Source organism: Ruegeria sp. BHSC276 (assembly GCF_059612945.1).
This window is the reverse complement of record NZ_JBXWRP010000005.1, coordinates 303,617-326,663: the sequence shown is the minus strand read 5'-3', so window position 1 is coordinate 326,663 and position 23,047 is coordinate 303,617. Positions and strand designations below refer to the sequence as shown.

Below are 23,047 nucleotides of genomic sequence, written 5' to 3'. Positions count from 1 at the left end.
GAGCGCGGGCGGCGACAAGATTGCAATTGCCGCAGGGCGATGCAAATGACCCGCCCGGCGGGGGTTGCATGCGGACAAAATAAGAACAAATGTAAGGGGCCGAAGCGGAGCCTGCTCATGCCCTACGCACATTCCGACAAGACCCAGTTGACCGCCGACGACGTGCGCGCCCGCCTGAAGCTCGAAGGCGGCAAGCGCTTTGTCATGCATACCGAGTTCGCCCCCGCCGGCGACCAACCCACCGCGATCAGGGAACTGGCGCAGGGCATTCTGGACGGCGAGCGCAACCAGGTGCTGCTGGGCGCCACCGGCACCGGCAAGACCTTCACTATGGCCAAGGTGATCGAGGAAACCCAGCGCCCCGCCATCATCCTCGCCCCCAACAAGACGCTGGCGGCGCAGCTCTATGGCGAGTTCAAGGGCTTCTTCCCGGACAATGCGGTCGAATATTTCGTCTCGTACTACGACTACTACCAGCCCGAAGCCTATGTGCCGCGCAGCGATACCTATATCGAAAAGGAATCGCAGATCAACGAACAGATCGACCGGATGCGCCACTCGGCCACCCGGGCGCTGCTGGAACGCGACGACGTGATCATCGTGGCCTCGGTCTCGTGCATCTATGGCATCGGCTCGGTCGAGACCTACGGGGCGATGACGCAGGATCTGAAGGTCGGGAACGAATACGACCAGCGGCAGGTGATGGCCGATCTGGTGGCCCAGCAATACCGTCGCAACGATCAGGCCTTCCAGCGCGGCAGCTTCCGGGTGCGGGGCGATTCCCTGGAAATCTGGCCCGCCCACCTCGAGGACCGGGCGTGGAAACTCTCGTTCTTCGGCGAAGAACTGGAACAGATCACCGAGTTCGACCCCCTGACCGGCGAGCGTACCGACACGATGGACCAGATCCGCGTCTATGCGAACTCGCACTACGTCACGCCGAAACCGACGATGCAGCAGGCGATCCTTGGCATCAAAAAGGAATTGCGCCAGCGCCTCGACCAACTGGTGGGCGAGGGCAAACTGCTGGAAGCACAGCGGCTGGAACAACGCACCAATTTCGACCTCGAGATGCTCGAGGCGACCGGCGTCTGCAACGGGATCGAGAACTATTCCCGTTACCTCACCGGCCGCGCGCCGGGTGAACCGCCGCCGACCCTGTTCGAATTCATCCCCGACAACGCCATCGTCTTTGCCGATGAATCCCACGTCAGCGTACCGCAGATCGGCGGCATGTATCGCGGCGACTACCGGCGCAAGTTCACGCTGGCGGAACACGGGTTCCGCCTGCCCTCCTGCATGGACAACCGTCCCCTCAAGTTCGAGGAATGGGACGCCATGCGCCCGCAGTCCGTCTTCGTCAGCGCCACCCCCGCGGCGTGGGAGCTGGAGCAGACCGGTGGCGTTTTCACCGAACAGGTGATCCGCCCCACGGGCCTCTTGGATCCCGAGGTCGAAATCCGCCCCGTCGAAATGCAGGTCGACGACCTTCTGGACGAGGTGCGCAAGGTCTCGGCCAAGGGCTATCGCACGCTGGTGACGACGCTGACCAAACGCATGGCCGAAGACCTGACCGAATACATGCACGAACAGGGCATCAAGGTCCGCTACATGCATTCCGACATCGACACGATCGAGCGGATCGAGATCCTGCGCGACCTGCGGCTGGGCGCGTTCGACGTGCTGGTGGGCATCAACCTGCTGCGCGAGGGGCTGGACATTCCCGAATGCGGTCTGGTCGCCATTCTGGACGCGGACAAAGAGGGCTTCCTGCGCTCGGAAACCTCGCTGATCCAGACCATCGGCCGCGCCGCCCGCAACGCCGAGGGCCGCGTGATCATGTATGCCGACCGCATCACCGGCAGCATGGAGCGTGCGCTGGAGGAAACCAACCGCCGCCGCGCCAAGCAGATCGCCTATAACGAGGAACACGGCATCACGCCCGAGACGGTGAAGAAGAATGTCGAGGACGTTCTGGCCGGTCTCTATGCTGGCGACGTGGACATGAACCGCGTCACCGCCACCATCGACAAGCCGATGCACGGCGCCAACCTCGAGGCCCATCTGGACGGGCTGCGCGAGCAGATGCGCAAGGCGGCCGAGAACCTGGAATTCGAGGAAGCCGCCCGCATCCGCGACGAGATCAAACGTCTGGAAGCGGTCGATCTGGCCGTCGCCGACGACCCCATGGCGCGTCAATGGGCGGTCGAGAAGGCCTCGGAAGAGGCGGTCCGGTCGCAGGGGCGGTCAACGGCCGGACGGCCGGGGCAGCGAGGTGGGAATGTGAAGAGAAGGAAGAGGTGAATCTTTTGTTAGCCTTCACCAAACTTTTTCTGGCAGAAGCTCCTTCGCGGCACCAAGCGTTTCTTGATAGCGGTCATTTTAGCTGCCTTTAAGTCGCTCAACTGACTCATTAAAAAACGAAGTAGCGGAGCCGACTACTGATTGTGTCGACGCGGTAACCCACTCCCAGCTTTGAGCAAAGACTTCAGACTCAAGCAGTTCCGGAAAGTTTTCTTTGACTGTCGCCAATGCTTCGCCACGTGCGGTGTACGCCGCTCTCCAAAGATCCGATGCGGACGGGAGGTCTTCTCGATCTGGTATTAGAGTTTCGGAACAATCAAAGCTTTCCATTGCCTCAATTTGTGCTGCCGTCGGATCCTTCTCTGCGTTGATAGCCGCCTCCAAGCCGGCCATTTCTTTTGCGTTTTGGCAGGCATCCTCGATTTCCAAGTATAATCCGCCAACAATTACTGCCGTACCCAGAAACGGAACCGCCTCACCAAAAGATGTTCCGATGTTTCTTGCCGCAGCTTTTCCCAGCCGTTCAGAGACACTTTTTCTCGTTTCTTTCGCGATTTTCTTTTGAGCCTTTCTTTTCCCAACACGCTCAGAAACCTCTTGAGTGGCGGCCGTTGTAATACCAACGCTGTTTAGGGCACCAGAAACCATCGCAAATGCGCCCCAAACTGAAAAGACAACGACATTCAATGCTACTGAAATACATAGCGTCAGCGCCGCAAACAGCCTGAAAGCCAGCCTAATCCGTCGAGTCATGTCCTGAACTCCAATCTTTCAACAAACTTGTTCGTCACGTAATTGGCGTTTGCACCAACTTTAGTCTTGCTTTCTCCAGCCAATTGCTTGCGCCTTCCGGACATGAAACATCGGGTTTTTGGTCTCTATGTGTGTTTGACTTGTTTCTGTGTCCTGACTGGCGAATGTGGGTCGATTGCTTTGGACGCCGACTGACTTTCGTTTATGAATGAGGTAGTCCCAATCCACCCTTGCCACCCACCTCCCCCTCCTCCACGTTTGAAATCACAAATTGTGATTCCAAACGGTTGCCATGACGAACACCAAGAACCTGCCCTCCACGCATGAGGTCCAAAGCGCCATTCACCGGGTGCGTGGCGCCCGCGTGGTGCTGGCCGAGGATCTGGCGCGGTTCTACGGAAAATCCGTCAGCGCCTTCAATCAGGCCGCCTCGCGCAACAAGGACCTGTTCGAGGGCTACCGCTTTCAGCTGACCGATGCCGAGGTCGCCGATTTGATATCACGGAATGTGATTTCAAAGCCCAAAGGCCGCGGTGGGCGGCGGGTCAATCCGTGGGTCTATACCGATTACGGCGTGGCCATCGCCTCGACCCTGTTCAAGGACCCGCGCGCGATCAAGATCACCCGGATGATCACCGAGGCCTTCGTCGACGGCGCCAACGCCCTGGCTGAAACCCCACGCAGCGCGCCCGAGATCCTGCCGCCCGAAGGCACTCCCGCCCCGCTGCTGCCCAATGGCGAGCAGTTGCGGGCGCTGGCCGAAAACATCCTCGATTCCGGGCAGCAGAGCCTGGTCGATTACATCGCCAACCCCACCACCAAGCGCCAGCAGGCGGTGGCGGTGATCATGAAAACGCTGGCCGAAACCGCAGGCGAAGAGGTGCGCACCCAGCACGAGCGCCTGCGCCTGCGCATCGCTGAACGGTTGGCCGCGGGCGATTACGCCGATGACGATGACCGCAAGCGGCTGATCGAACTGCTGCAGGCGATGAAGGGTTAAAGCCCCAGCTCTGCCCGCATCTTTTTCGTAAGCTTGGCCACGACCATCTCGTAGGACGTAACGATGTGGTCGCGCAGGGACGCGTCGCTGATCCCGCGTTCGTCGTAAACCTGCAGCCATTTCATGCCGCGCGAGGCCAGATAGGGCGCGGGCCGGATGCCGGGCTGATCCTGCAGTACTTCGTAGGTCAGATCGGTGGCCTTGAAAGTAAAGGCGTCCTTGCCGTCGTTCCAGCCGCAGATCGCAAACACCTTGCCGCCCACCTTCCACACATCCGCGTTGCCCCACTGCACAACGTGGCTTGTGGCCTTCAGAGAGGCGCAGAAGGCGTTGAATTCGTCCCGGGTCATGGGGCGCAGTGTCACCGACCCGCTCAACACTGGCAAGCGGGTAGCGATGGCCATGCCAAAGGGATCAGCCCTTGTCCCAGTGCGCCACCACATCAAAACCGGCCGGCGAGGGCGGTCCTTCCATGAATTCGGCGAAATGGCCCCACAGCTCGGCCACCTTCGGCGCATTCGCGTTCGAGGTTTCCTCGCTCTCGACCACCGAAATCACATATCCGCTGCCGTCTTCGTTCATCACGTTGGTAAAGCAATGCATGCCGGGCATGCCCATTATTTCGGCCTTCAATTCATTCATTTTTGCCGTGGCCGCCTCACGCGTTCCAGGCTTCATCTTGAATTGGGTTATTCTTGCAAACATGGTTTTTCTCCCTGTCTGTGGGCGAAATTGCCGCTTGCAGCTTAGCATACACGGGCAATTTTCCGTACAGACACAGGCAGAACGATCGCTGCATGCGGACGAGACAACCGCAGGTCAATCCACTTGGGGACGAACGAATTTGGCTGAACCAATTTTGCGTTGAGTTTGGCTTTTGGACCGGTCGGGCCTCGGCGCGACCGATTGAACTGGCGCCGGTGCGTTGAACCGATCTGTCGCGCCGGTTTCGCAGGCGATCCCGTTGCCATCGGGGTCGTTGCGCTCGTGATACCCCAATTGCCCCTTGCGCATCGGGCCAAGCCCGACCGAACGCGCCGCCTCGCAGCCCGCCAGCGCCCAAAGGTGCATCATCGCACCGGTGCGGTCATACTCGGACGTGCGCAGGTAGATACCCAAGGCGATGCCCGCAACGGTCACCGGCAGGGTCAGCACCATGAACAGGATGCGCCACGGCGAAAGCGCCCGCCGCCGCGTTGCCTCCGCAAGACACGTCTGTCGGTAGCCGAGCCTTGGGCGGCCTTCGTTTCATCGATCATGCGCCGTTTCTGAACCAACACTGTGGCAATGCCGTGGCGCCGACACCGAACCGGCCCACGGCGTCAACGCACCACATGCACCGCGCATTTGGCGTGGCGCACCACATGGGTCGCCGTCGACCCCAGCAGCAGATCCTGCATGCCGGGCCGGTGCGAGGCCAGAATGATCAGGTCAGGCTTGTTGGACTCGGCCCAGTCAAGGATCGTACGGCCTGAATGACCCTCAACCACGACGCCCTTGGCGTTTGGCAGCTTTGCGGCCAGGGTGTTGAGCTCGTCCTGGACCGCCTTGCGCGCCTCGGTCAGATATTCTGCCGGCATGTAGGAAATCGCATAGTCGGGAATGTGCTCGACCACATGCAACAGCGTCACCTTCGCATCCGGTGTCGCCAGGATCTTCGCCAGTTTCAGCGGCGCCGAGGTGTCACGCTCGGCATCGAAGGAAATCGGGACAAGAATATTGTGATACATGGCTCGCGCCTCCTTGAGTTTCGCCGGCAGAATGAAACGCCCGGCGGAAACGGACCTTGATCCAGGTCACGGTCAGTCGAAAGTTTCGGCAACGTCGTACATCACCGGCTCGAAACTTTTGCACAGTTCGTTGATCCGACGGTTGCGCTCTCGCATCTCGGGCGTCCGCAGCATGGCCAGAAAGTCCTCGCGCCGCCGCCACTGGGAATAGTTCGCGATCCGCGTCTGGGCGTCGTTGACATGCAGGCCCGCGGCAATGAACCCGGGCTGCTTGGAAATGAAGTCCGCATAGGCGTCCGTCAGCGCTTCGAGCAGGTCCTGGCATGTGCCCGGCGTCATTTCGAACGTGGTGATAACGGTCTGAACATTCGCATCTTTTGAAATCCTGGGCATCTTGCTCCTCCTGTTTTGAGATCAAGATTATCACAGCTTTTCGTAAGGTCTCGGTTTTCCTGCATTGGCGGGAACGCCCCGGTTCAAATGGCATTCAGAGAAATGAAAGCAAAGCTAACACTCTGTTAACCAAGATTGACGAATTTGCCTTCATGACCCGTTTGATCGCGCTTCTGCTCTCTTGTCTTCTTGCGTCCGGCCCGGCGCTGGCCGGTGCCTGGCTGCGCGAACAGAACAAGGCGTTCACGGCCCTGTCCGTGACCGGGTTCCGCCAAGAGGATGGGACGACCGCCTACAAGACGTCGCTGTACGCCGAATGGGGGCTGCGGCCGAACCTGACCATAGGGTTGGACGCCGAGGAACACCGCGATCTCTACGGCCATGCGCTGGTGTTCGCGCGGGTTCCCGTGGCGGATCTCGAAGAGGCGGGGCGTTTTGCCGCCGAATTCGGCATCGGCGCCCATCATCGGCAGCTTCAGGCCTGGGCGATGTACAAGGCGACATTGTCGTGGGGAAAAGGGTTCAAGACCCGGGTCGGCGGAGGGTGGATGGCGGTGGACGCGTCTTTTGAATACCGAACCCACGAGGCGGTGATCCGAAAGCTGGACTTTACCGCAGGCCTGTCCTCGCCGCGGCGCATCGACCCGCTGTTGCAGGTCGAAACCTCTTATGTGTCCGGGCGCCCGTTCTATTGGAGCGCCCGGCCATCCATCACGTATCGCCCGAAAGACGGCCCAAACACCTGGCTCGTGGGGCTCGAGAAGAACTCGTTCAAAGAGTCGGTCGGCCTCAAGCTATCCCTGTGGCGCGATTTCTGATCGCAGGCGACCGGCAGCGCTGAGACTGCCGGTCAACGGACGATCACCTCTCGACGCGCATGACCACAGTGACCTGACCACTCAGGCTTTCTGGCCACCGCAACCGCACCCGATCCTCTGCGCCACCCTGTTGCAATTGCACGTAAGGGGCCGCATAGCGAATCGCGCCCAGCGATGACTTGAGCGCCGCAACGGCCACAACACTGTCGCAACCGCGGGCTTGCCCGCCAAAGGGCAAGGCGCCACCGGAATCGACCAACCAGGCTTGCGCGGCCGAGTTCTGTTCGTGGCGCACCCGCAGAGGGTTGGCGGTTTTAATGGTCACGTTGTGATAGGTATTGTTGGCGAAGGTGACGTTGACAAAGCGGTCTGGGTCCAGCCCGGCAAAGCTGGTGTCGACGCGATCCACCCGATCGATCTTCCCATTGGCGGTACGGAACTTGTTGCCCGTAACCGTCAGCCCGTTCAGGAAGTGGCCGCTTCCATAGGGCCGGATAACGATATAGCTGAACCAGGCCGCGACATCGCTGCTGTAGAAGATGTTGTCAGTGATGCTCATGGCGCTGAACGAAAAGCCCGAGGCATAGTCAGGCGCGGCATCTCGTTCGTTGGTCCATTCGACAAAGCAGTTGTCAATGTAATTCTCGGCAATGGCCGAGCTGTTGTACGTGCCGATCATGACCAACCCGGCGTTCCGCACCCCGTTCGGAACGCTGTCCCCCTGAAAGAAGTGGTTGCCTAGAACAAGGTTGTTGTCGCCGCCCAGCACCGCAAAGTGATGGAACCGCACCGCCCGGTTGTGGCGCAACTTGACGTCATTGGCGTTGGCATTCAGCGCGATCGAACTGCGATCCGGCACATCCAGGGCCTCCTCGCTGGACAGAAACTGACACCCGTCGATCAGCATCCCCTGGCAGCCCACCCCGATCGAGGTGATGCCGCGATCCTTGGGCCGGCTGACGAAACAATTCTTCAATACGAAGGTGTTGCCACCCGGTGCTAGGCGAATGCCGCTGGACCGGCCGTTGCACTGGAATTCGATGTCCTCCATGCCGAATTTCTGCAACGCGCTGAAGCCGCTGAAGTCCAGCAGATACTTGAAATCCACGAAAGTGTAGGTCTGTGTTCCGGCGGCGTCATGGATCGGAGCGTTCAACGTGATCTCGTCCGCGCCTTCGTTTTTGGACCGCACATAGATTTCGCGTCCGACGCCGCTTCCCTGGACCAGGGCGCCGACCGGAATGTTGGCAACGTTTGCCACGTTGGTCAGCCTGTATGGATCCGCCGGATCATAGGTCGCGGTCGAGGTGAACGTCTGGGTATCCCACGCAGTGCTGTCCTTAACGTCGAACTGCCCGTTTCGGATCACGCGGCGGGTGGAATAGCTGGAGCGGTTTGGCACAGCGGCCTGCATGTCGATGGGGGCCGAGACCGAAATCTTGCGGCCGCACAGATCCAACGACTCATGATCGACGTTGTTCAACAGCGCCTGAAACGCCTTCTTGAAGGCGAGCGCCTCGTCGCCAAACGCTGTGACATAGGTCGACAGGTCGAAATTCTTGGTCAGCAGCAGCATCCGGTCATCGGGCATAATGACCGTACCTTCGAAATCGACCTCCGAATCCAGCCCCACGTCCTGGCCCAGGTAATAGACGCCCTCGGGCACATAGACCCGGCGGCCGTTGGCGGCTTGATCGGCGGCCTCGAAAGCCGCGGAATCATCAGTGACCCCGTCGCCCACGGCACCGAAATCGCGCACGTCCACCAGGCTGATCATGTCGCGCAGAAACACGCCGGTCACGTCGGTGATCTCGATGTCATCGACGCGCACCACGGCCCCGTTGGCGCCTTCGATATCCAGCCCGAAATGCCCATAAATGGCCGACATGCCCCACGGCATGTCCACGCCGGAGCGCTGGCCAGTGCCGACGATGGCCGTGATCTCGTGAACCAAGCCATAGGCCGTCAGTTGCGTGGCAGGCCCCTGTTCGACCAGTCCCGGAACATGCATGTCGCCGGCACCGCCGGCCCAACCTGCAATCCGTACTCGCGGCAGCGGACCGCTGACCGCCTTGACCCGTGCCTTGATCTGCAAATAGCACCCTGGCAACAGCGGTGTCTGTCCCATATAGCGCAGCTGCTGGATCGTATTGACCTTCAGGATCTCCAGGCACCCGCCGAAATCCGCATCCGCCGGCACGAACGCCCCCGAACCCGATCCATCGTATGTGGGCGTACCGGGCGTCCCGTCGCCGCTTGACCATACATCCAGACCATTCGCGAATTGCGGCGGCATGAACACGATGCCGTCGGTGATTGCCTTGTTCATTGAATACCCTTTCCCAATCGCGCCACGCTCCAACGCGGCACAGGCCAGCTCCCAGGCCCGGATGTTTCCGGACACGCGGGCTTGAGATATCGGAAAGGATTTAACCGCCGCTCACGGCACCGTGACGGTGGGTGTTGCGTCAGGCCGCGGGGTCGGCGTTACCCAGAAGGAGAACGCCATTGATTTTCCAGCCGTTCTCCCGCTGCACCATCTGATAGTCCAGGATATGCGCCCGACCGTCACCATCGACCACCATAACCTTTTGCCACCACTGGCCGTCGATCTGACGCAGGTCGAGAAACCTGACATCGGCAGGTCGCCAAACCATCGGATAGCCGTTGCGCACCATGGCACCGAAGTTTTCGGGCGTACGAAACAGGGTCTGGATTCCGGGGCTGGCGTAGGTGAAAGCGGTAACGAAGTCATCCGCCTGGAACGCCCGCATCTGGGCGAGGATATTCGCCTCGATCTCGGCGTTCTGGGCCAGGGCACCGGTTGCCATACCGGCGATCAGAGAAACGGCAATCAACAAACGACGCATGGGGCCACCTCCTGGGTCAGAGCGTAGCCCTGGGCGCGTTCGGGTCAAATCAGGCCAATTCTCCGGCCAGGGCCTTATCGATCAGGGCGATGGTTTCCGGCACGCCATAAAGCGCGATGAACCCGCCGAAGCGCGGCCCCTGGCTGGCGCCCAGCAGCACCTCGTACAACGCTGTGAACCAGGCGCGCATCGGATCGAACCGTTCGCGGCCGATCGCATAGACCACCGATTGCAACGCTTCGTCTTCGACCGGGCCGTCATAGGTTTCCAACGCCGCCTGCAATGCCTCCAGCGCCTCGCGCTCCTGCTCGGTCGGCAGGCGGAACGTGCGGGTCGGCTTGACGAAATCGTTGTAGTAACGCACCGCGAATCCGGCCGCCTGGTCCAGGTCGGGATGGGTCTCGGGTGTGGCCTCGGGCGCATAGCGGCGGATGAAGCCCCACAGCGTCTCCTTGTCCTCGGCCCCGGACACCGAGGCCAGGTTCAACAGCATGGCAAAAGGCACGATAAGGGTAGATTCAGGCACCTCGCCGCCGTGGATATGCCAGACGGGGTTGTTCAACTGCGCCTTCAGCTCCTGCCCCGGATAGGCCCGCAGTTGCTGATGATATTCGTCCACCGCCTTGGGGATCACGTCGAAATACAGCCGCTTTGCCGTCTTGGGCTTCTGGTACATGAAGTACGACAGGCTCTCGGGCGCGGCATAGGTCAGCCACTCCTCCATCGACAACCCGTTGCCCTTCGATTTCGAGATCTTCTGACCGTGCTCGTCGTTGAACAGCTCATAGCTCAGCGACTCGGGCGGCTGCTTGCCCAGCGCCCGGCAGATCTTGGAGGATTGCGTGACCGAGTCGATCAGGTCCTTGCCCGACATCTCATAATCCACGCCCAGAGCGGCCCAGCGCAGCGCCCAATCGGGCTTCCACTGCATCTTGACGTGACCACCGGTGACCGGGATCTCGACCCGCTCGCCATCGGGTTCTTCGTAGACGATGGTGCCCTTGGCGACATTGCGCTCCAGCGTCGGCACCTGCAACACATGGCCCGTCTTGGGCGAGATCGGCAGGAACGGCGAATAGGTCTCGCGCCGCTCGGGGCCGAGCGTCGGCAGCATGATCTCCATGATCTTGTCGAACCGTTCCAGCGCCACCAGCAGCATCTCGTCAAAGCGCCCGGAGGTGTAATACTCGGTGGCCGAGGCGAACTCGTAGTCGAAACCGAAACTGTCGAGAAACTCGCACAGCCGCGCGTTGTTGTGCTGGGCAAAGCCCTCATGCGTGCCGAACGGATCGCGCACCTTGGTCAGCGGCAGGTTCAGGTCCTGCTTCAGCTCTTCCTGCATCGGCACGTTGCCGGGCACCTTGCGGAACCCGTCCATGTCGTCGGAAAAGCAGATCAGCTTGGTGGGGATGTCGCTCAGCTGTTCAAAGGCGTGACGCACCATCGAGGTCCGCGCCACCTCGCCGAAGGTCCCGATATGCGGCAGGCCCGAGGGGCCATAGCCGGTCTGGAACAGCACGTATCCCTTTTCCGGCGGAGCCTTCTGATAGCGTTTGAGCACCCGGCGCGCCTCTTCGAAAGGCCAGGCCTTGGACGACATCGCGGCTTCACGCAGTTCAGACATTTGATCGGGTCTCCATCGGGACAAACAGCGCCGGCCACCCCATGCAACCGGACCACCCCTCCTATTGTGCCGGTGCAGCATAAGTCAATAAAGCACGCCCCCTCCTGCCCGACAAAACTGCTGTTTTTCGCAGCAACCTCGCACCCGCCAGGTCCTGCCGCACACCAGGGTCGTTCGGCGCGTTCGCAAGAAGCGGTTGAACCCTGCTGCGCGCGCTCCTATCGTGCCGCGGCAGACAGCCCAATTCAGGACGAACCGATGACCCAAGCCGTTGCCCACCCCATGTCGCCCCAGGACTGCCTCGTGGCAATCATGGTGGCCGTCTCCGCATCTGACGAGAACATCCGCACGGCCGAACTGGTCAAGATCGAGGCTGCGGTGAACATGCTGCCGGTTTTTGCTGAATATGACATCGACCGCATGCGGCGCGTCTCGCAGATCGTGTTCGACCTTTTCGAGCAGGAAGACGGCCTGGATGCGCTATTCGGTCTGATCCGAGACAACCTGCCGGAGCGGCTGCATGAAACGGCCTATGCGCTGGCCTGCGACGTAGCTGCCGCAGATGGTGCGCTAGCCGAAACCGAGCTGCGCCTGCTGGAAGAAATTCGCTATGAACTGAGCATCGACCGCCTGCATGCCGCCGCGATCGAACGCGGCGCCCGGGCCCGGCACACGGTCTGACGCGGTTCGGCTCAGCTTCCGTACAGCGCGCCCCAGCGTTCGATCAGCGCCTTCTGCAGCCTGCGAGACCGACGGTTCCAGCTGCGCGCGCCGTCGGGGCGTTCCCGGGCTTGACGCGGGATAGTCGCACGGTGCGCCATGTCGGCGGTGAAGATCGCAAAAGCCAGATCGGTTCCGCCGACCGTGGTCAGAAACCCGCCAAGACCGGACACGAAATTCAACGTCCCGGTCTTGGCATCGACCCGGACCGGGTTTCCGACCACACGCCTCCCCTTGGCGTCCGTCAACGTGAACGGCTTGAGCAACGGCCGCAGCAGCCCATCCTGCCGGGCGGCGACCAGCGCCTTGACCAGATCCGACGGCGCCATACGAGACGCTTCACCCAGACCCGAATGATCCACCATCGCAATCCGTCCGGTCCCGTATTTTGCGGCGGCCCAGCGGTTCATTTCGGCGGCGGATGCCGCCAATGAACCCGGGTACACCCCGCGCGCCCTTGTCGCAGCCATCCCCACCATCTCGGCCGTCAGGTTCGTGGAATATTTGAGCATGCCCTTCAGGATGCTGTCCAACGCATCGCTCTGATGCACAACCAGCACCTGTCCCCGTGGGGCCTGCCGCGTGACCTGCACCCGGCCCAGAACGATCCCGTTCACCCGGGCCAGCGTTCGGAAAACGTCGCCGGCATAAAGCGCCGGCTTGCGCACCGGCAACCACCGCGCGCCGCCCTTGCCCAACGCGCCCTTGGCCACGGTCCACCGGTCCTGCCGGGCGCTGCGTTTATATGTGTAGATCGGCAGACTGCGCGGCTCGACCCGAATCCGCGCCATGTCCACGGACGGGGTGTAGTTGGCACTTCGCGCATCCATCGACACGTCGTACCCCGAGGTCCCCAGTTTCCACTCGAAATGCACGCGGTTGAAGTTCAGCGAGATACCGCTGACCGACGGACTGTAACCCACATGGTCCGGCTGACCCGGGTCAATGCTGAACACAAAGGGCAAGGCCCCGTCATACACCTTGAAGGCGCCGCGCACCTCGGTCACCCCGGCCTTGCGCAGATTGGCGGCCATACCTGCCAGCACATCGGTATCCAACAGCGGATCACCGCCGCCCGCCAGAATCAGATCGCCCTTCAGGATACCGTTCTCGATGGGTCCATCCGCTATCAGCGCCGTCTCGAACCGATGGTCTGGTCCGAGCACATCCAGCGCGTAAAGCGCCGTCAGCGCCTTGGCGACGCTGGCTGGCGGCAACCCCTGATCGCCCCCGAAAGCCTCAAGTTCTGCGCCTGTTTCGACATCGGCTACGGCAAAGACCACCTCGCCTTTAAGGCCCGCCGCCGCAACGATCCTCTCGGCCGCGGAGAGCTCGGCACCCCGAGCAATCGGCCGCAACGACACCGCTGGCGCACCGGCCGCGCCGACTGTGGGGATCAAACTGGCCCCCAATCCCCCCAAAAATACACGGCGCGAAAAACGATCAGGCATGGGTCAATAAAAATCCCGTAGATCAGAGCAGACAACTACTCAAATCCAATATGCGCCAACAGGGGCCATTCCGGCAACACTTCAACCTGTCCATTCGCCGCTGGAACGAATCTGGGTCGAACTGACGTCAATCATCGGCACGTTCACGAAACACCAAGCAGGAGAGTCGGCACGACCCAGCAGGTGCCGTGCAGTCCCGTCGATGCGATACCGCGCATAGATCCGCGCCGCGGGCGACATCCGCGCCGAGATCCTGTCTCCGGGCCGGGCAACAACACCGACCGAAACGTTGTCCATGATCCAGCGCCAGTCCTTCCAAAGGTGGAACTGCGCGAGGTTGTCGGCGCCCATCAGCCAGACGAACCGGACGCCGGGATACAGGCGGCGCAGGGCGGCCAGCGTATCGGCCGTGGCCCGCGTGCCGATGCGCGCCTCGATATCCGTGACCGCGACGCGGGGATGACGCAAGATCGCGCGCGCCGCCTCCATGCGGCGCATCAATGGCGCGGGGCCGCGCTCCTTCAGCGGGTTGCCCGGCGACATCAACCACCAAACGCGGTCCAGCCCGAAGGCCTTCATCGCCTCCAACGTCGCGTGGACATGCCCCGCATGCGGCGGATCGAATGACCCGCCGAACAAGCCAACGACCTGCCCGGGCCGCGCGAATGGGATGGCGCTGCGAAACATCCTCCGTGGATGTTCAGAACCGGGCGGACTTGTCAATCCAAGGCCGCCACCGGACGGCGAGCGAATGCACGGAACGCATCAGCTTGCCCCGCCTGCCATGCTTGGCTATCAAGCGGGTCAACCCGAATTCCCCGATCCAGAGGACGTGACATGGCCGCCTATCAATATGTCTACCACATGCAGGGTGTCTCGAAGACCTATCCCGGTGGCAAGAAGTGTTTTGAGAACATCCACCTGAGCTTTCTGCCCGGCGTGAAGATCGGTGTCGTCGGCGTCAACGGCGCCGGTAAATCGACCCTGCTCAAGATCATGGCCGGCCTCGACAAGGACTTCACTGGCGAGGCGTGGGCCGCCGAAGGCGCCAAAGTGGGTTATTTGCCGCAGGAGCCGCAGCTGGACCCGAACCTGACCGTCCGTGAAAACGTCATGCTGGGCGTGGCCGAGAAAAAGGCCAAGGTCGACCGCTTCAACGAGATCGCGATGGAAATCGCCGAGAACTACTCGGACGAGTTGATGGAAGAGATGACCGCCCTGCAGGACGCGATCGACGCGGAAAACCTGTGGGATCTGGACAGCCAGATCGACGTGTCGATGGAGGCGCTGCGCTGCCCGCCCGACGATGCCGATGTCACAACCCTTTCGGGCGGCGAGAAACGCCGCGTGGCGCTTTGCAAGCTGCTGCTCGAAGCACCCGACATGCTGCTGCTCGACGAACCCACCAACCACCTGGATGCCGAGACCATCGCCTGGCTGCAGCAACACCTGATCGACTACAAGGGCACCATCCTAATCGTCACCCACGACCGTTACTTCCTGGATGACATCACCGGCTGGATTTTGGAACTCGACCGTGGACGCGGCATCCCGTACGAGGGCAACTATTCCTCGTGGCTGGAACAGAAGGCCAAGCGGCTGGAGCAGGAAGCCCGCGAGGACAAGTCCAAGCAGAAGACCCTACAGCGCGAACTGGAATGGATGCGTCAAGGTCAAAAGGCCCGCCAGGCCAAATCCAAGGCCCGCATCAACGCCTACAACGAACTGGCCCAGCAATCCGAACGCGAAAAGCTGTCGCGCGCCCAGATCGTCATTCCCAACGGCCCGCGCCTGGGTAGCAAGGTGATCGAGGTCAACGGGTTGTCCAAGCACATGGGCGACAAGCAACTGATCGAGGATCTCTCGTTCAGCCTTCCGCCGGGCGGCATCGTCGGCGTCATCGGCCCCAACGGCGCCGGCAAGTCGACCCTGTTCAAGATGCTCACCGGCCAGGAAAAGCCCGATGCCGGCACCATCGAATACGGCGATACGGTGCAGCTGTCTTATGTCGATCAATCGCGCGACGACCTCAACGACAACGACACCGTGTGGGAGGCCATCACCGGCGGCGCCGAGATCATCCAACTGGGCGATGCACAGGTCAATTCCCGCGCCTATTGCTCGTCGTTCAACTTCAAGGGCGGCGACCAGCAGAAAAAGGTCTCGCTGCTGTCAGGGGGCGAGCGCAACCGCGTCCACATGGCCCGCCTGCTGAAAGAGGGCGGCAACGTCCTGTTGCTGGACGAACCGACCAACGATCTTGACGTCGAAACCCTGCGCGCGCTGGAAGACGCGCTGGTCGATTTCGCCGGCTGCGCGGTCGTGATCTCACACGATCGTTTCTTCCTCGACCGGATCTGTACGCATATCCTGGCCTTCGAAGGTGACGCCCATGTCGAATGGTTCGAGGGCAACTTTGCCGACTACGAGGAAGACAAGAAACGCCGTCTGGGGCCGGATGCGCTGGAGCCCAAACGGCTGAAGCACAAGAAGTTCGCGCGATGAGACAGTTGGAATGAGAATACGTTCGCGGATATGTCCGCCCCGTAATCGTGACAGGGTCAATACAGGCTGCTTCGCAGTATCGAAAGGCTAAAGTGATGATTAGAGCATCCAAGCGACGCATCCAGCATTGCCGTTCGCTACTTCAGGAGAGGCTCGCCTTGCTGGAATCTAAACTTTCGCGGTCTTTCGAGCGCAAAAAGAACGCGATCAATCGCCAACTGAACTATCACCGTGGACGGCGCGAAGTTCGGCAAACGGGTTTTTGGTTCGTGGACATCCCGCGCACATCATCTTCGTCCATTCGAGCGCAACTTGGTGAAAGGTTTGGTATTGGTCATGGAAAGCTGAATATCCCCGAAAAAGACAAAGCGACCGAACAGATTTTTGAAGACCACCTGACCGCCGTTGAAATGCGCGACCTCCTTGGCGTTGAACTCTGGGAGAAGATCTTCACTTTCACGGTCGTGCGCAATCCGTGGGAGCGGATTCTGTCTCTGTACATGTACATGCGAAAAAACACGTCAGCTGTGGACGATTTGACATTTGAGCAGTTCGTGAAAAGCATCCATCAGGAACGTCTGTCCCCGGGCTCAACGATATTTACGTACCGTCCACTGACGCGAACGTGCCTGGAATTCATTTCTGATGAAAAAGGCAAAATCATCGTCGACAAGATCGTTCGATTTGAAAACCGACAGGAAGAATTGCCGAAAATCGGACAACAAATCGGCTGCCCGGAACTCGGCTCTCTGAAAATCAACAGCGCGCGTCCGCAGAAATCAAGGTACCAAGACTCTTACACTGACGAACTTCGTGATTTGGTCGCTGAGATCTATGCGCAGGACATTGACTATTTTGGCTATTCGTTCGACGAGCCGACGGATAACCAAGACTCAAGCAGCGCGGATAGCGGTTAGGTAGGTTTCGGCTCTGCTACAGAAGGCGGTAGCGTCGAAAAAATGCCGCAAATACCTTTTCGCTCGCCGACAGTCGGATAAACTGAACAAATAGCCGCCATTTCGCAAGACAACTGGCTTTTCCCATTGCTGCCAGGCCCAGACGAGGTTGAAATTGAAGAAACTGTTCGAAAAACTGCATCGTTCCGTTGATGAAGATCCGACACCCATCGAGCCGCCGATGCAGGAACAAGAGCTTTTCCTAGCCGCCAAGGAGCGGGTCTTGGAGGCGAACAACCGACCAAAGACACACAAGTCTTTTCTATTCTTCACCACGCATAAGTGTGCTTCGACCTTCGTCACCGCCCTGTTGGAAGAGCTTGCAGATCAAAGCGAATATGAAACCTTCAACTACGCCAGTGCGTATTGGGAACTGGGCGATGCGGTGGACTCAGCGGGCCTTCACATCCGCAAATTCCTTCCGCAGAACTATGATATGCTCTTCCGGCAATACGGCGAAATCTACGGTCCGCTCCGATTTCCTGTAGAGTTTCCCGGCCGGGAGAACTTCAAGCACATTTTCTTCTTTCGTGATCCGCGCGACGTGCTTGTTTCTTCCTTTTATTCATGGGCATATACTCATCCGGAACCCCTGAACACCAAGGCTCGCGAGAAATTCTTGGAGAAGCGCGCCAAGTTGTCCGAGGAAGGAATCGACGCATATGTGCTCAGGCAAGCACAGGAGTGGATTCTGCCGTTGTTCACGGAGTACCGAGAACTCGCCGAGACGGTTCCGGATGCCTTGTTCTTGACATACGACGAGTTCTCGCAACACACGGATGTCTTCCTGCGCAAGGTCACCGACTATCTTGAGATCGACCTGAGCGAGGAAAGCATTGAAAAACTGTCGAATTTTGCAAGCCCCATCCAGAAAGGCGCGCCAAAGCTGGAACACAAACGTTCGGGCAAAAGCGGGCAGTGGAAAAATGAGCTCAAGCCGGAAACCGCCGACGAACTGAATCGGATTCTTGCACCGATTCTGGACTATTGGCGGTTTTGATCCCGACATGTTCGCCCCGGTCGTGGTGACAATCGCCCTTGTCACCTGACCCGGGCAGTGCCATATACAACAAGCTTACGTTTTTCTACTTCGACCTACTGTCTCCGTTTTCGGCGTTCAGTCTATCGATACAGACAACGACGCCAGGCTGCCGCACTTCCGCGGGCAGCACCAAAACAGGAGACTACGGAATGCCCGCAGGCACCGTGAAATGGTTCAACACCACCAAAGGCTACGGCTTCATCGCACCCGAAACAGGCGGCAAGGACGTGTTCGTGCACATCTCGTCCGTCGAGCGTTCGGGCCTGACCGGCCTGGCCGACAACCAGAAAGTGACGTACGAGCTGCGTTCGGGCCGTGACGGCCGCGAAAGCGCCGACAATATCGAACTGGTGTAAGACCCTAAGGGTGGGCGCTCAAGCCCACCCTATCCCTTTACCCAAGCCACGATCTGCCCGCCCCGCATCGCGCCGGACTGCCGCTTGGTCTCTTTCCCCCGCTGAAACTCCACCATCGTCGGGATACCCCGGATCCGATACCGCGCACCGGCGGATTGGTGTTTCTGAGTGTCCAGCTTGACCAACCGGGCCTGCCCGGCCAGCGTGTCGGCCGCTTTCGAGAACTCGGGTGCCATCATGCGGCAGGGTCCGCACCACGGCGCCCAGAAATCGACCACCAACGGCAGGTCGTCATGTTTTGCCGCCTTCTCCAATATGGGCGGGTCCACTTCGACCGCCTTGCGCGGAACCAACGCAGCGCCACAGGTCCCGCATTTAGGACCAGCCGCCAGTTTTTCTGCGGGTACGCGGTTGAGTTGACCGCATTCCAGACAGGTCAATGTCTTGTCAGCCATTCCGGCTCCCATATTCAACTTCTCGAATGCATATAGGCAGGATGGCCGACCGTGCAATGGCCGCACCAAACACGTTCCATCCGTATTTCACGACCAAGCAGCACAAGGCAATCAGTACTGAAACGTCGGTGCATCAGAAAGCCCGCGCGAACTTTCTAGCGATCCTCTTTGACGGCTTCGACCAGCTCCAGAACCCTCGGGCCAAGGTTTTCCACGATCAACGCCACCCCTCGAGAGTTGGGATGAATGCCATCGGGCTGCATGTATGCCCGGGCCGCGCCCGGGTCGCCCCCAGCCGACAGCCCGGCAAAAAAACTGGGCGCAAAGATGGTGCCGTATTGTTGGGCCAGCTCCGGATAGATGGCGTTGAACGCGTCTTTGTAGTCCGCCCCGTAATTGCCCGGCGCCTGCATGCCGATCAGCAGAACCGGAACGCCCGCGGCCTGGGCCGTCTGCAGAATGCGCTCGAGATTGGTGCGCGACACTTGCGGCTCGATCCCTCGCAACAGGTCGTTGCCGCCCAGCGCGACGATCATGGCGTCGACATCCGGCGTCAGAGTCCAGTCGACCCGCGCCGCGCCGCCCGCCGTGGTATCGCCCGAGACCCCGGCATTGATCACCCGCGCCTCAACGCCGCGTTCCCGCAACCAGCGGGTCAACTGCGGTACGAACCCGTCCTGCTCGATCAGCCCATAACCCTGCGTCAGCGAATCCCCCAGCGCCGCGATGACGACCTGCTCGGCTGTGGCCGCAAAGCCGCAAACGGCAAATGCGCCCGCCGTCAGCACCTTGCGCAAATTCCGCATCGCTCCATATCCCATCTAAATCGCTCCAGCCGGATTGCCCGATGACTACACCCGTTCTGACCCTTGAAAATGCCGCTTTGACGCTGAATGGCAATGCCGGACCCATCGAAATCCTGCACGACATCTCCCTTTCGGTAGGCCGGGGCGAGTCTCTGGGCCTGATCGGCCCGTCCGGATCGGGCAAGTCGTCTCTGCTAATGCTGATGGGGGGGCTCGAACGGGCCTCGGCGGGCCGAGTTACGGCGCTGGGGCACGACCTGACCACGATGGACGAAGACGCGCTGGCCCGCTTCCGCCGTGATGCAATGGGTGTCGTCTTTCAGAATTTCCACCTGATCCCGACCATGACCGCTTTGGAAAACGTCGCCACACCGTTGGAACTGGCCGGCCACCGCGATGCCTTTGTCCGGGCCGAGGCCGAGCTGGACGCGGTGGGCCTGTCGCACCGGCGCGATCACTACCCTGCGCAGTTGTCCGGGGGCGAGCAGCAGCGGGTCGCCCTGGCCCGCGCATCGGCGCCGCGCCCGCGGATTCTACTGGCGGACGAGCCCACCGGCAACCTGGACGAAGCCAACGGCGCCGCGATCGTCGATCTGCTGTTCGGCCTGCGCGACCGCCACGGCGCGACGCTGATCCTTGTCACCCACAGCCGAAGTCTGGCCGCCAGATGCGACCGGGTCGTGCACCTGCGCGACGGCCGCATCAACGAAGATACCGCGCAAGAGGCCGCGGAATGAGCCTGAGTCAGGCCGCGCGGCTGGCCCGGCGCGAATTGCGCGGCGGGCTGAACGGATTCCGGGTATTCCTGGCGTGTCTGACCCTGGGCGTGGCGGCGATTGCCGCGGTGGGGTCCGTCCGCCAAGCCATTCAAACCGGCCTGACGCAAGAGGGCGCGGCCCTTTTAGGGGGCGACGCGCAGATCGAGCTGACCTATCGCTTTGCCGATGATGCCGAGCGCGCATGGATGGAACGCACCGCGGCGGAGGTGTCCGAGGTAGTCGATTTCCGCTCGATGGCCGTGACCCGAAACGGGCCCGACCCCATGCGCGGACTGACGCAGGTCAAGGCGGTAGACGACACCTATCCCCTGATCGGCACGGTTGTCCTGAATCCCGATATCCCGCTCTCCCGCGCGCTCGATGGTGAAGGCACCCGTCCCGGTGCTGTGATGGATCCGGTTCTGATCGAACGGCTAGGTCTGGCTATCGGCGACCGTTTTGCGCTGGGAACCCAGGAATTCATCCTGACCGCCGCCTTGATCCACGAACCCGATGCCGCTGGCGACGGGTTCACGCTGGGCCCGCGGACCCTTGTCCGCACGCGGGATCTGCGCGCCTCTGGCCTGCTGCAACCCGGCACGCTGTTTTCCACCAAGTACCGGCTCGACCTGCCGCCCCAAGCGGATCTGGCCGCGGTATCGGCGCAAGCGGCGCAGGTCCTGGACGGGTCCGGTATGCGCTGGACAGATGCGCGCAACGGGGCGCCGGGCATTGCTGAATTCGTGGCGCGTCTGGGCGCGTTCCTCGTACTGGTCGGCCTGTCCGGGCTGGCAGTGGGTGGTATCGGCGTCTCGGCCGCGGTGCGCGCCTATCTTGCCCGCAAGATCGAAACCATCGCCACGCTGCGAATCCTAGGCGCCGACCGGGCCACGATCTTTCAGACCTACCTGATCCAGATTGGCGTTCTGTCGGTCTTCGGAATCGCCGCCGGCGCCTTGCTGGGCGGTTTGGCACCGGTTCTGCTGGCCCCGGTGATCGAGAGCCGCCTTCCCGTTCCTGCGGTATTCGCGCTCTATCCCATGCCCCTGTTCGAAGCCGCGCTTTATGGCCTGCTGACCGCGCTTGTATTCACGCTCTGGCCGCTTGCCCGCACCGAAGACGTCCGTGCCGCTACCCTGTTCCGCGATGCGCTGTCCGCGGCCCGGGTCCTGCCGCGCCCTGCATTCCTGCTGGCCACGGCCATGGCCCTTACTGCACTGATCGCCACCGCCGCAGTGTTCAGCGGATCCACGCGGCTGACGCTCTGGACGGCTGGAGGGTTCCTTGGCGCCCTGACGCTGCTGGCCCTTTCGGCCTTCGCCATCCAGCAGGTTGCACACTGGTCTGCCCGGCGGGCCCGAGGCCGCCCGGCCTTGCACTGGGCACTGGCCGCCATTTCCGACCCGCGCGAAGGGGCGGCCCCGGTCGTTCTGTCGCTGGGGCTGGGCCTGTCGGTTCTGGCAGCCGTCGGCCAGATCGACGGAACCCTGCGCAACGCGATCTCGGGCAACCTGCCCGACGTGGCACCCTCGTATTTCTTCGTGGACATCCAGAAGGACCAGATGTCCGGGTTTCTGGACCGGCTGGAAAACGATCCCGGCGTTACGCGGGTGGAAAGCGCGCCGATGCTGCGCGGCATCATCACCCGGATCAACGGCCGCCCGGCGCACGAGGTGGCCGGAGACCATTGGGTTCTGGAAGGCGACCGCGGCGTGACCTATTCGGAACGTCCACCGCGGAATGCACGCATCACGGCAGGCGACTGGTGGGCGCCGGACTATTCCGGCCCGCCGCAGATCAGCTTTGCCACCGAAGAGGCCGAAGAGATGGGCCTGAAACTGGGCGACACCCTGACCGTCAATATCCTGGGCCGAGACATCACGGCCACGATCACCTCGCTGCGCGAGGTGGACTTCTCGACCGCCGGCATGGGCTTTGTCATGTCGATGAACCCGGCCGCACTGGCCGGCGCGCCGCACAGCTTCATCGCCACCGTTTATGCCGAGGAACGGGCCGAGGCCGCCATCCTGCGCGATTTGGCCGATCAATTCCCCAACATCACCGCGATCCGCGTGCGCGACGCGATCGACCGCGTCTCGGGCCTGTTGGCGGGGCTGGCGTCGGCCACATCCTATGGGGCGGGCGTGTCGCTGCTGACCGGGTTTCTGGTGCTGATCGGGGCGGCGGCCGCCGGTGAACCCGCCCGGCGCTACGAGGCCGCGATCCTCAAGACCATCGGCGCGGACCGTCGAAAGATCCTACTCAGCTTTGCGCTGCGCTCGGCCTTGCTGGGCTTGGCGGCAGGCAGCATCGCGCTCGCTGCAGGCGTACTGGGCGGGTGGGCCGTGGCGACCTACATTTTCGATACCCGGTACACGATCATCTGGCCCGCGGCCCTGGGGATCGTGGCGGGGGGGGTGATCGTCACACTGCTGGCGGGCCTTGCCTTCGCACTGCGCCCGCTGTCCGCCAGCCCGGCGCGCATCCTGCGCGCCAGTGACTGATA

The 23,047-nt window shown here is 61.4% G+C and carries 23 protein-coding genes; 10 read left to right on the top strand and 13 right to left on the bottom strand.

Features of this window, described 5'->3' with window-relative positions; all coding sequences use genetic code 11:
- The first annotated feature begins 117 nt into the window (after positions 1-117).
- Positions 118-2,304 (top strand): excinuclease ABC subunit UvrB, encoded by a 2,187-nt coding sequence (gene uvrB / locus AC2FMD_RS10720; protein WP_496742238.1) that lies wholly within the window; start codon positions 118-120, stop codon positions 2,302-2,304.
- A gap of 78 nt (positions 2,305-2,382) precedes the next feature.
- Here uvrB and AC2FMD_RS10715 read toward each other — a convergent pair whose 3' ends face one another.
- On the bottom strand, positions 2,383-3,057 hold the full coding sequence (locus AC2FMD_RS10715; protein ID WP_496742237.1) for a hypothetical protein: 675 nt from the start codon (positions 3,055-3,057) through the stop codon (positions 2,383-2,385).
- 292 nt (positions 3,058-3,349) lie between these two features.
- Between AC2FMD_RS10715 and AC2FMD_RS10710 the strand changes: the two genes are divergently transcribed.
- Positions 3,350-4,057, top strand: a complete 708-nt coding sequence (locus AC2FMD_RS10710) for an ORF6N domain-containing protein (RefSeq protein WP_496742236.1) — start codon at positions 3,350-3,352, stop codon at positions 4,055-4,057.
- On the opposite strand, the gene AC2FMD_RS10705 is transcribed toward AC2FMD_RS10710, so the two are convergent.
- The 5 genes from AC2FMD_RS10705 to AC2FMD_RS10685 all read right to left on the bottom strand — a co-directional run bounded on the left by AC2FMD_RS10705 (position 4,054) and on the right by AC2FMD_RS10685 (position 6,180).
- Positions 4,054-4,407 (bottom strand): MmcQ/YjbR family DNA-binding protein, encoded by a 354-nt coding sequence (locus tag AC2FMD_RS10705; RefSeq protein WP_496681940.1) that lies wholly within the window; start codon positions 4,405-4,407, stop codon positions 4,054-4,056. The two genes, AC2FMD_RS10710 and AC2FMD_RS10705, sit on opposite strands and share 4 nt — an antisense overlap.
- A 64-nt stretch (positions 4,408-4,471) precedes the next feature.
- Entirely contained in the window at positions 4,472-4,699 is a 228-nt protein-coding gene (locus AC2FMD_RS10700; protein WP_496681939.1) for a hypothetical protein, read from the bottom strand.
- A gap of 177 nt (positions 4,700-4,876) precedes the next feature.
- Positions 4,877-5,215: an excalibur calcium-binding domain-containing protein gene (locus AC2FMD_RS10695; protein ID WP_496711692.1), complete on the bottom strand. Its 339-nt coding sequence runs from the start codon at positions 5,213-5,215 to the stop codon at positions 4,877-4,879.
- A gap of 164 nt (positions 5,216-5,379) precedes the next feature.
- Positions 5,380-5,787, bottom strand: coding sequence for a universal stress protein (locus AC2FMD_RS10690; RefSeq protein ID WP_496711691.1), 408 nt, complete (start codon positions 5,785-5,787; stop codon positions 5,380-5,382).
- A 72-nt stretch (positions 5,788-5,859) separates the two neighbouring features.
- The gene (locus AC2FMD_RS10685; RefSeq protein ID WP_496711690.1) at positions 5,860-6,180 is read right to left on the bottom strand and encodes an antibiotic biosynthesis monooxygenase family protein; all 321 of its coding nucleotides are present in this window, start codon (positions 6,178-6,180) and stop codon (positions 5,860-5,862) included.
- A 152-nt stretch (positions 6,181-6,332) separates the two neighbouring features.
- Here AC2FMD_RS10685 and AC2FMD_RS10680 point away from each other — a divergent pair, with 152 nt between their 5' ends.
- A complete protein-coding gene (locus tag AC2FMD_RS10680; RefSeq protein ID WP_496711689.1) occupies positions 6,333-6,998 on the top strand; it encodes a hypothetical protein in 666 nt (221 codons plus the stop codon).
- A 43-nt stretch (positions 6,999-7,041) separates the two neighbouring features.
- Here the strand turns inward: AC2FMD_RS10680 and AC2FMD_RS10675 are convergent, their stop codons facing one another.
- The 3 genes from AC2FMD_RS10675 to AC2FMD_RS10665 form a co-directional block, all read right to left on the bottom strand.
- Positions 7,042-9,327 (bottom strand): glycosyl hydrolase family 28-related protein, encoded by a 2,286-nt coding sequence (locus AC2FMD_RS10675; RefSeq protein WP_496794989.1) that lies wholly within the window; start codon positions 9,325-9,327, stop codon positions 7,042-7,044.
- A gap of 139 nt (positions 9,328-9,466) precedes the next feature.
- Positions 9,467-9,868: a DUF4864 domain-containing protein gene (locus tag AC2FMD_RS10670; protein ID WP_496794988.1), complete on the bottom strand. Its 402-nt coding sequence runs from the start codon at positions 9,866-9,868 to the stop codon at positions 9,467-9,469.
- Positions 9,869-9,917: 49 nt separating this feature from the next.
- Complete coding sequence (locus tag AC2FMD_RS10665; RefSeq protein ID WP_496681923.1) at positions 9,918-11,492, bottom strand: lysine--tRNA ligase; 1,575 nt, start codon at positions 11,490-11,492, stop codon at positions 9,918-9,920.
- 258 nt (positions 11,493-11,750) lie between these two features.
- Between AC2FMD_RS10665 and AC2FMD_RS10660 the strand changes: the two genes are divergently transcribed.
- Positions 11,751-12,173 (top strand): tellurite resistance TerB family protein, encoded by a 423-nt coding sequence (locus tag AC2FMD_RS10660; RefSeq protein WP_040633393.1) that lies wholly within the window; start codon positions 11,751-11,753, stop codon positions 12,171-12,173.
- A gap of 11 nt (positions 12,174-12,184) precedes the next feature.
- Here AC2FMD_RS10660 and dacB read toward each other — a convergent pair whose 3' ends face one another.
- Both dacB and AC2FMD_RS10650 read right to left on the bottom strand, forming a co-directional pair.
- Entirely contained in the window at positions 12,185-13,663 is a 1,479-nt protein-coding gene (gene dacB, locus AC2FMD_RS10655) for a D-alanyl-D-alanine carboxypeptidase/D-alanyl-D-alanine endopeptidase (protein ID WP_496742231.1), read from the bottom strand.
- Between the two features lie 81 nt (positions 13,664-13,744).
- The gene (locus AC2FMD_RS10650; protein ID WP_496681920.1) at positions 13,745-14,350 is read right to left on the bottom strand and encodes a nicotinate-nucleotide adenylyltransferase; all 606 of its coding nucleotides are present in this window, start codon (positions 14,348-14,350) and stop codon (positions 13,745-13,747) included.
- A 150-nt stretch (positions 14,351-14,500) separates the two neighbouring features.
- On the opposite strand from AC2FMD_RS10650, the gene ettA reads away from it, so the two are divergent.
- From ettA to AC2FMD_RS10630, 4 genes are all read left to right on the top strand, one after another.
- The gene (ettA, locus tag AC2FMD_RS10645; protein ID WP_496681918.1) at positions 14,501-16,168 is read left to right on the top strand and encodes an energy-dependent translational throttle protein EttA; all 1,668 of its coding nucleotides are present in this window, start codon (positions 14,501-14,503) and stop codon (positions 16,166-16,168) included.
- Between the two features lie 95 nt (positions 16,169-16,263).
- On the top strand, positions 16,264-17,085 hold the full coding sequence (locus tag AC2FMD_RS10640) for a sulfotransferase family 2 domain-containing protein (RefSeq protein ID WP_496688160.1): 822 nt from the start codon (positions 16,264-16,266) through the stop codon (positions 17,083-17,085).
- 154 nt (positions 17,086-17,239) lie between these two features.
- A complete protein-coding gene (locus AC2FMD_RS10635) occupies positions 17,240-18,124 on the top strand; it encodes a sulfotransferase domain-containing protein (RefSeq protein ID WP_496681913.1) in 885 nt (294 codons plus the stop codon).
- A gap of 191 nt (positions 18,125-18,315) precedes the next feature.
- On the top strand, positions 18,316-18,522 hold the full coding sequence (locus AC2FMD_RS10630; RefSeq protein WP_149777124.1) for a cold-shock protein: 207 nt from the start codon (positions 18,316-18,318) through the stop codon (positions 18,520-18,522).
- 29 nt (positions 18,523-18,551) lie between these two features.
- On the opposite strand, the gene trxC is transcribed toward AC2FMD_RS10630, so the two are convergent.
- Both trxC and AC2FMD_RS10620 read right to left on the bottom strand, forming a co-directional pair.
- Positions 18,552-18,977: a thioredoxin TrxC gene (gene trxC, locus AC2FMD_RS10625; RefSeq protein ID WP_496794987.1), complete on the bottom strand. Its 426-nt coding sequence runs from the start codon at positions 18,975-18,977 to the stop codon at positions 18,552-18,554.
- A gap of 155 nt (positions 18,978-19,132) precedes the next feature.
- The gene (locus AC2FMD_RS10620) at positions 19,133-19,783 is read right to left on the bottom strand and encodes an arylesterase (RefSeq protein WP_496711683.1); all 651 of its coding nucleotides are present in this window, start codon (positions 19,781-19,783) and stop codon (positions 19,133-19,135) included.
- Between the two features lie 41 nt (positions 19,784-19,824).
- Between AC2FMD_RS10620 and AC2FMD_RS10615 the strand changes: the two genes are divergently transcribed.
- Both AC2FMD_RS10615 and AC2FMD_RS10610 read left to right on the top strand, forming a co-directional pair.
- A complete protein-coding gene (locus tag AC2FMD_RS10615) occupies positions 19,825-20,520 on the top strand; it encodes an ABC transporter ATP-binding protein (RefSeq protein WP_496688153.1) in 696 nt (231 codons plus the stop codon).
- Complete coding sequence (locus tag AC2FMD_RS10610; RefSeq protein ID WP_496742230.1) at positions 20,517-23,045, top strand: ABC transporter permease; 2,529 nt, start codon at positions 20,517-20,519, stop codon at positions 23,043-23,045. Before AC2FMD_RS10615 ends, AC2FMD_RS10610 begins: the two co-directional genes overlap by 4 nt.
- The last annotated feature ends 2 nt before the right edge of the window (positions 23,046-23,047 follow it).

What these genes read in the sequence shown, in the direction of transcription:
- AC2FMD_RS10630 (WP_149777124.1), top strand. Translation starts at nt 18,316, where the DNA reads ATGCCCGCAGGCACCGTGAAATGGTTCAACACCACCAAAGGCTACGGC.
- AC2FMD_RS10680 (WP_496711689.1), top strand. Translation starts at nt 6,333, where the DNA reads ATGACCCGTTTGATCGCGCTTCTGCTCTCTTGTCTTCTTGCGTCCGGC.
- dacB (WP_496742231.1), bottom strand. Translation starts at nt 13,663, where the DNA reads ATGCCTGATCGTTTTTCGCGCCGTGTATTTTTGGGGGGATTGGGGGCC.
- AC2FMD_RS10690 (WP_496711691.1), bottom strand. Translation starts at nt 5,787, where the DNA reads ATGTATCACAATATTCTTGTCCCGATTTCCTTCGATGCCGAGCGTGAC.
- AC2FMD_RS10685 (WP_496711690.1), bottom strand. Translation starts at nt 6,180, where the DNA reads ATGCCCAGGATTTCAAAAGATGCGAATGTTCAGACCGTTATCACCACG.
- AC2FMD_RS10610 (WP_496742230.1), top strand. Translation starts at nt 20,517, where the DNA reads ATGAGCCTGAGTCAGGCCGCGCGGCTGGCCCGGCGCGAATTGCGCGGC.
- AC2FMD_RS10710 (WP_496742236.1), top strand. Translation starts at nt 3,350, where the DNA reads ATGACGAACACCAAGAACCTGCCCTCCACGCATGAGGTCCAAAGCGCC.
- AC2FMD_RS10705 (WP_496681940.1), bottom strand. Translation starts at nt 4,407, where the DNA reads ATGACCCGGGACGAATTCAACGCCTTCTGCGCCTCTCTGAAGGCCACA.
- AC2FMD_RS10615 (WP_496688153.1), top strand. Translation starts at nt 19,825, where the DNA reads ATGACTACACCCGTTCTGACCCTTGAAAATGCCGCTTTGACGCTGAAT.
- AC2FMD_RS10640 (WP_496688160.1), top strand. Translation starts at nt 16,264, where the DNA reads ATGATTAGAGCATCCAAGCGACGCATCCAGCATTGCCGTTCGCTACTT.
- ettA (WP_496681918.1), top strand. Translation starts at nt 14,501, where the DNA reads ATGGCCGCCTATCAATATGTCTACCACATGCAGGGTGTCTCGAAGACC.
- AC2FMD_RS10665 (WP_496681923.1), bottom strand. Translation starts at nt 11,492, where the DNA reads ATGTCTGAACTGCGTGAAGCCGCGATGTCGTCCAAGGCCTGGCCTTTC.
- AC2FMD_RS10620 (WP_496711683.1), bottom strand. Translation starts at nt 19,783, where the DNA reads ATGCGGAATTTGCGCAAGGTGCTGACGGCGGGCGCATTTGCCGTTTGC.
- AC2FMD_RS10700 (WP_496681939.1), bottom strand. Translation starts at nt 4,699, where the DNA reads ATGAATGAATTGAAGGCCGAAATAATGGGCATGCCCGGCATGCATTGC.
- AC2FMD_RS10650 (WP_496681920.1), bottom strand. Translation starts at nt 14,350, where the DNA reads ATGTTTCGCAGCGCCATCCCATTCGCGCGGCCCGGGCAGGTCGTTGGC.
- AC2FMD_RS10675 (WP_496794989.1), bottom strand. Translation starts at nt 9,327, where the DNA reads ATGAACAAGGCAATCACCGACGGCATCGTGTTCATGCCGCCGCAATTC.
- uvrB (WP_496742238.1), top strand. Translation starts at nt 118, where the DNA reads ATGCCCTACGCACATTCCGACAAGACCCAGTTGACCGCCGACGACGTG.
- trxC (WP_496794987.1), bottom strand. Translation starts at nt 18,977, where the DNA reads ATGGCTGACAAGACATTGACCTGTCTGGAATGCGGTCAACTCAACCGC.
- AC2FMD_RS10670 (WP_496794988.1), bottom strand. Translation starts at nt 9,868, where the DNA reads ATGCGTCGTTTGTTGATTGCCGTTTCTCTGATCGCCGGTATGGCAACC.
- AC2FMD_RS10695 (WP_496711692.1), bottom strand. Translation starts at nt 5,215, where the DNA reads ATGGTGCTGACCCTGCCGGTGACCGTTGCGGGCATCGCCTTGGGTATC.
- AC2FMD_RS10715 (WP_496742237.1), bottom strand. Translation starts at nt 3,057, where the DNA reads ATGACTCGACGGATTAGGCTGGCTTTCAGGCTGTTTGCGGCGCTGACG.
- AC2FMD_RS10660 (WP_040633393.1), top strand. Translation starts at nt 11,751, where the DNA reads ATGACCCAAGCCGTTGCCCACCCCATGTCGCCCCAGGACTGCCTCGTG.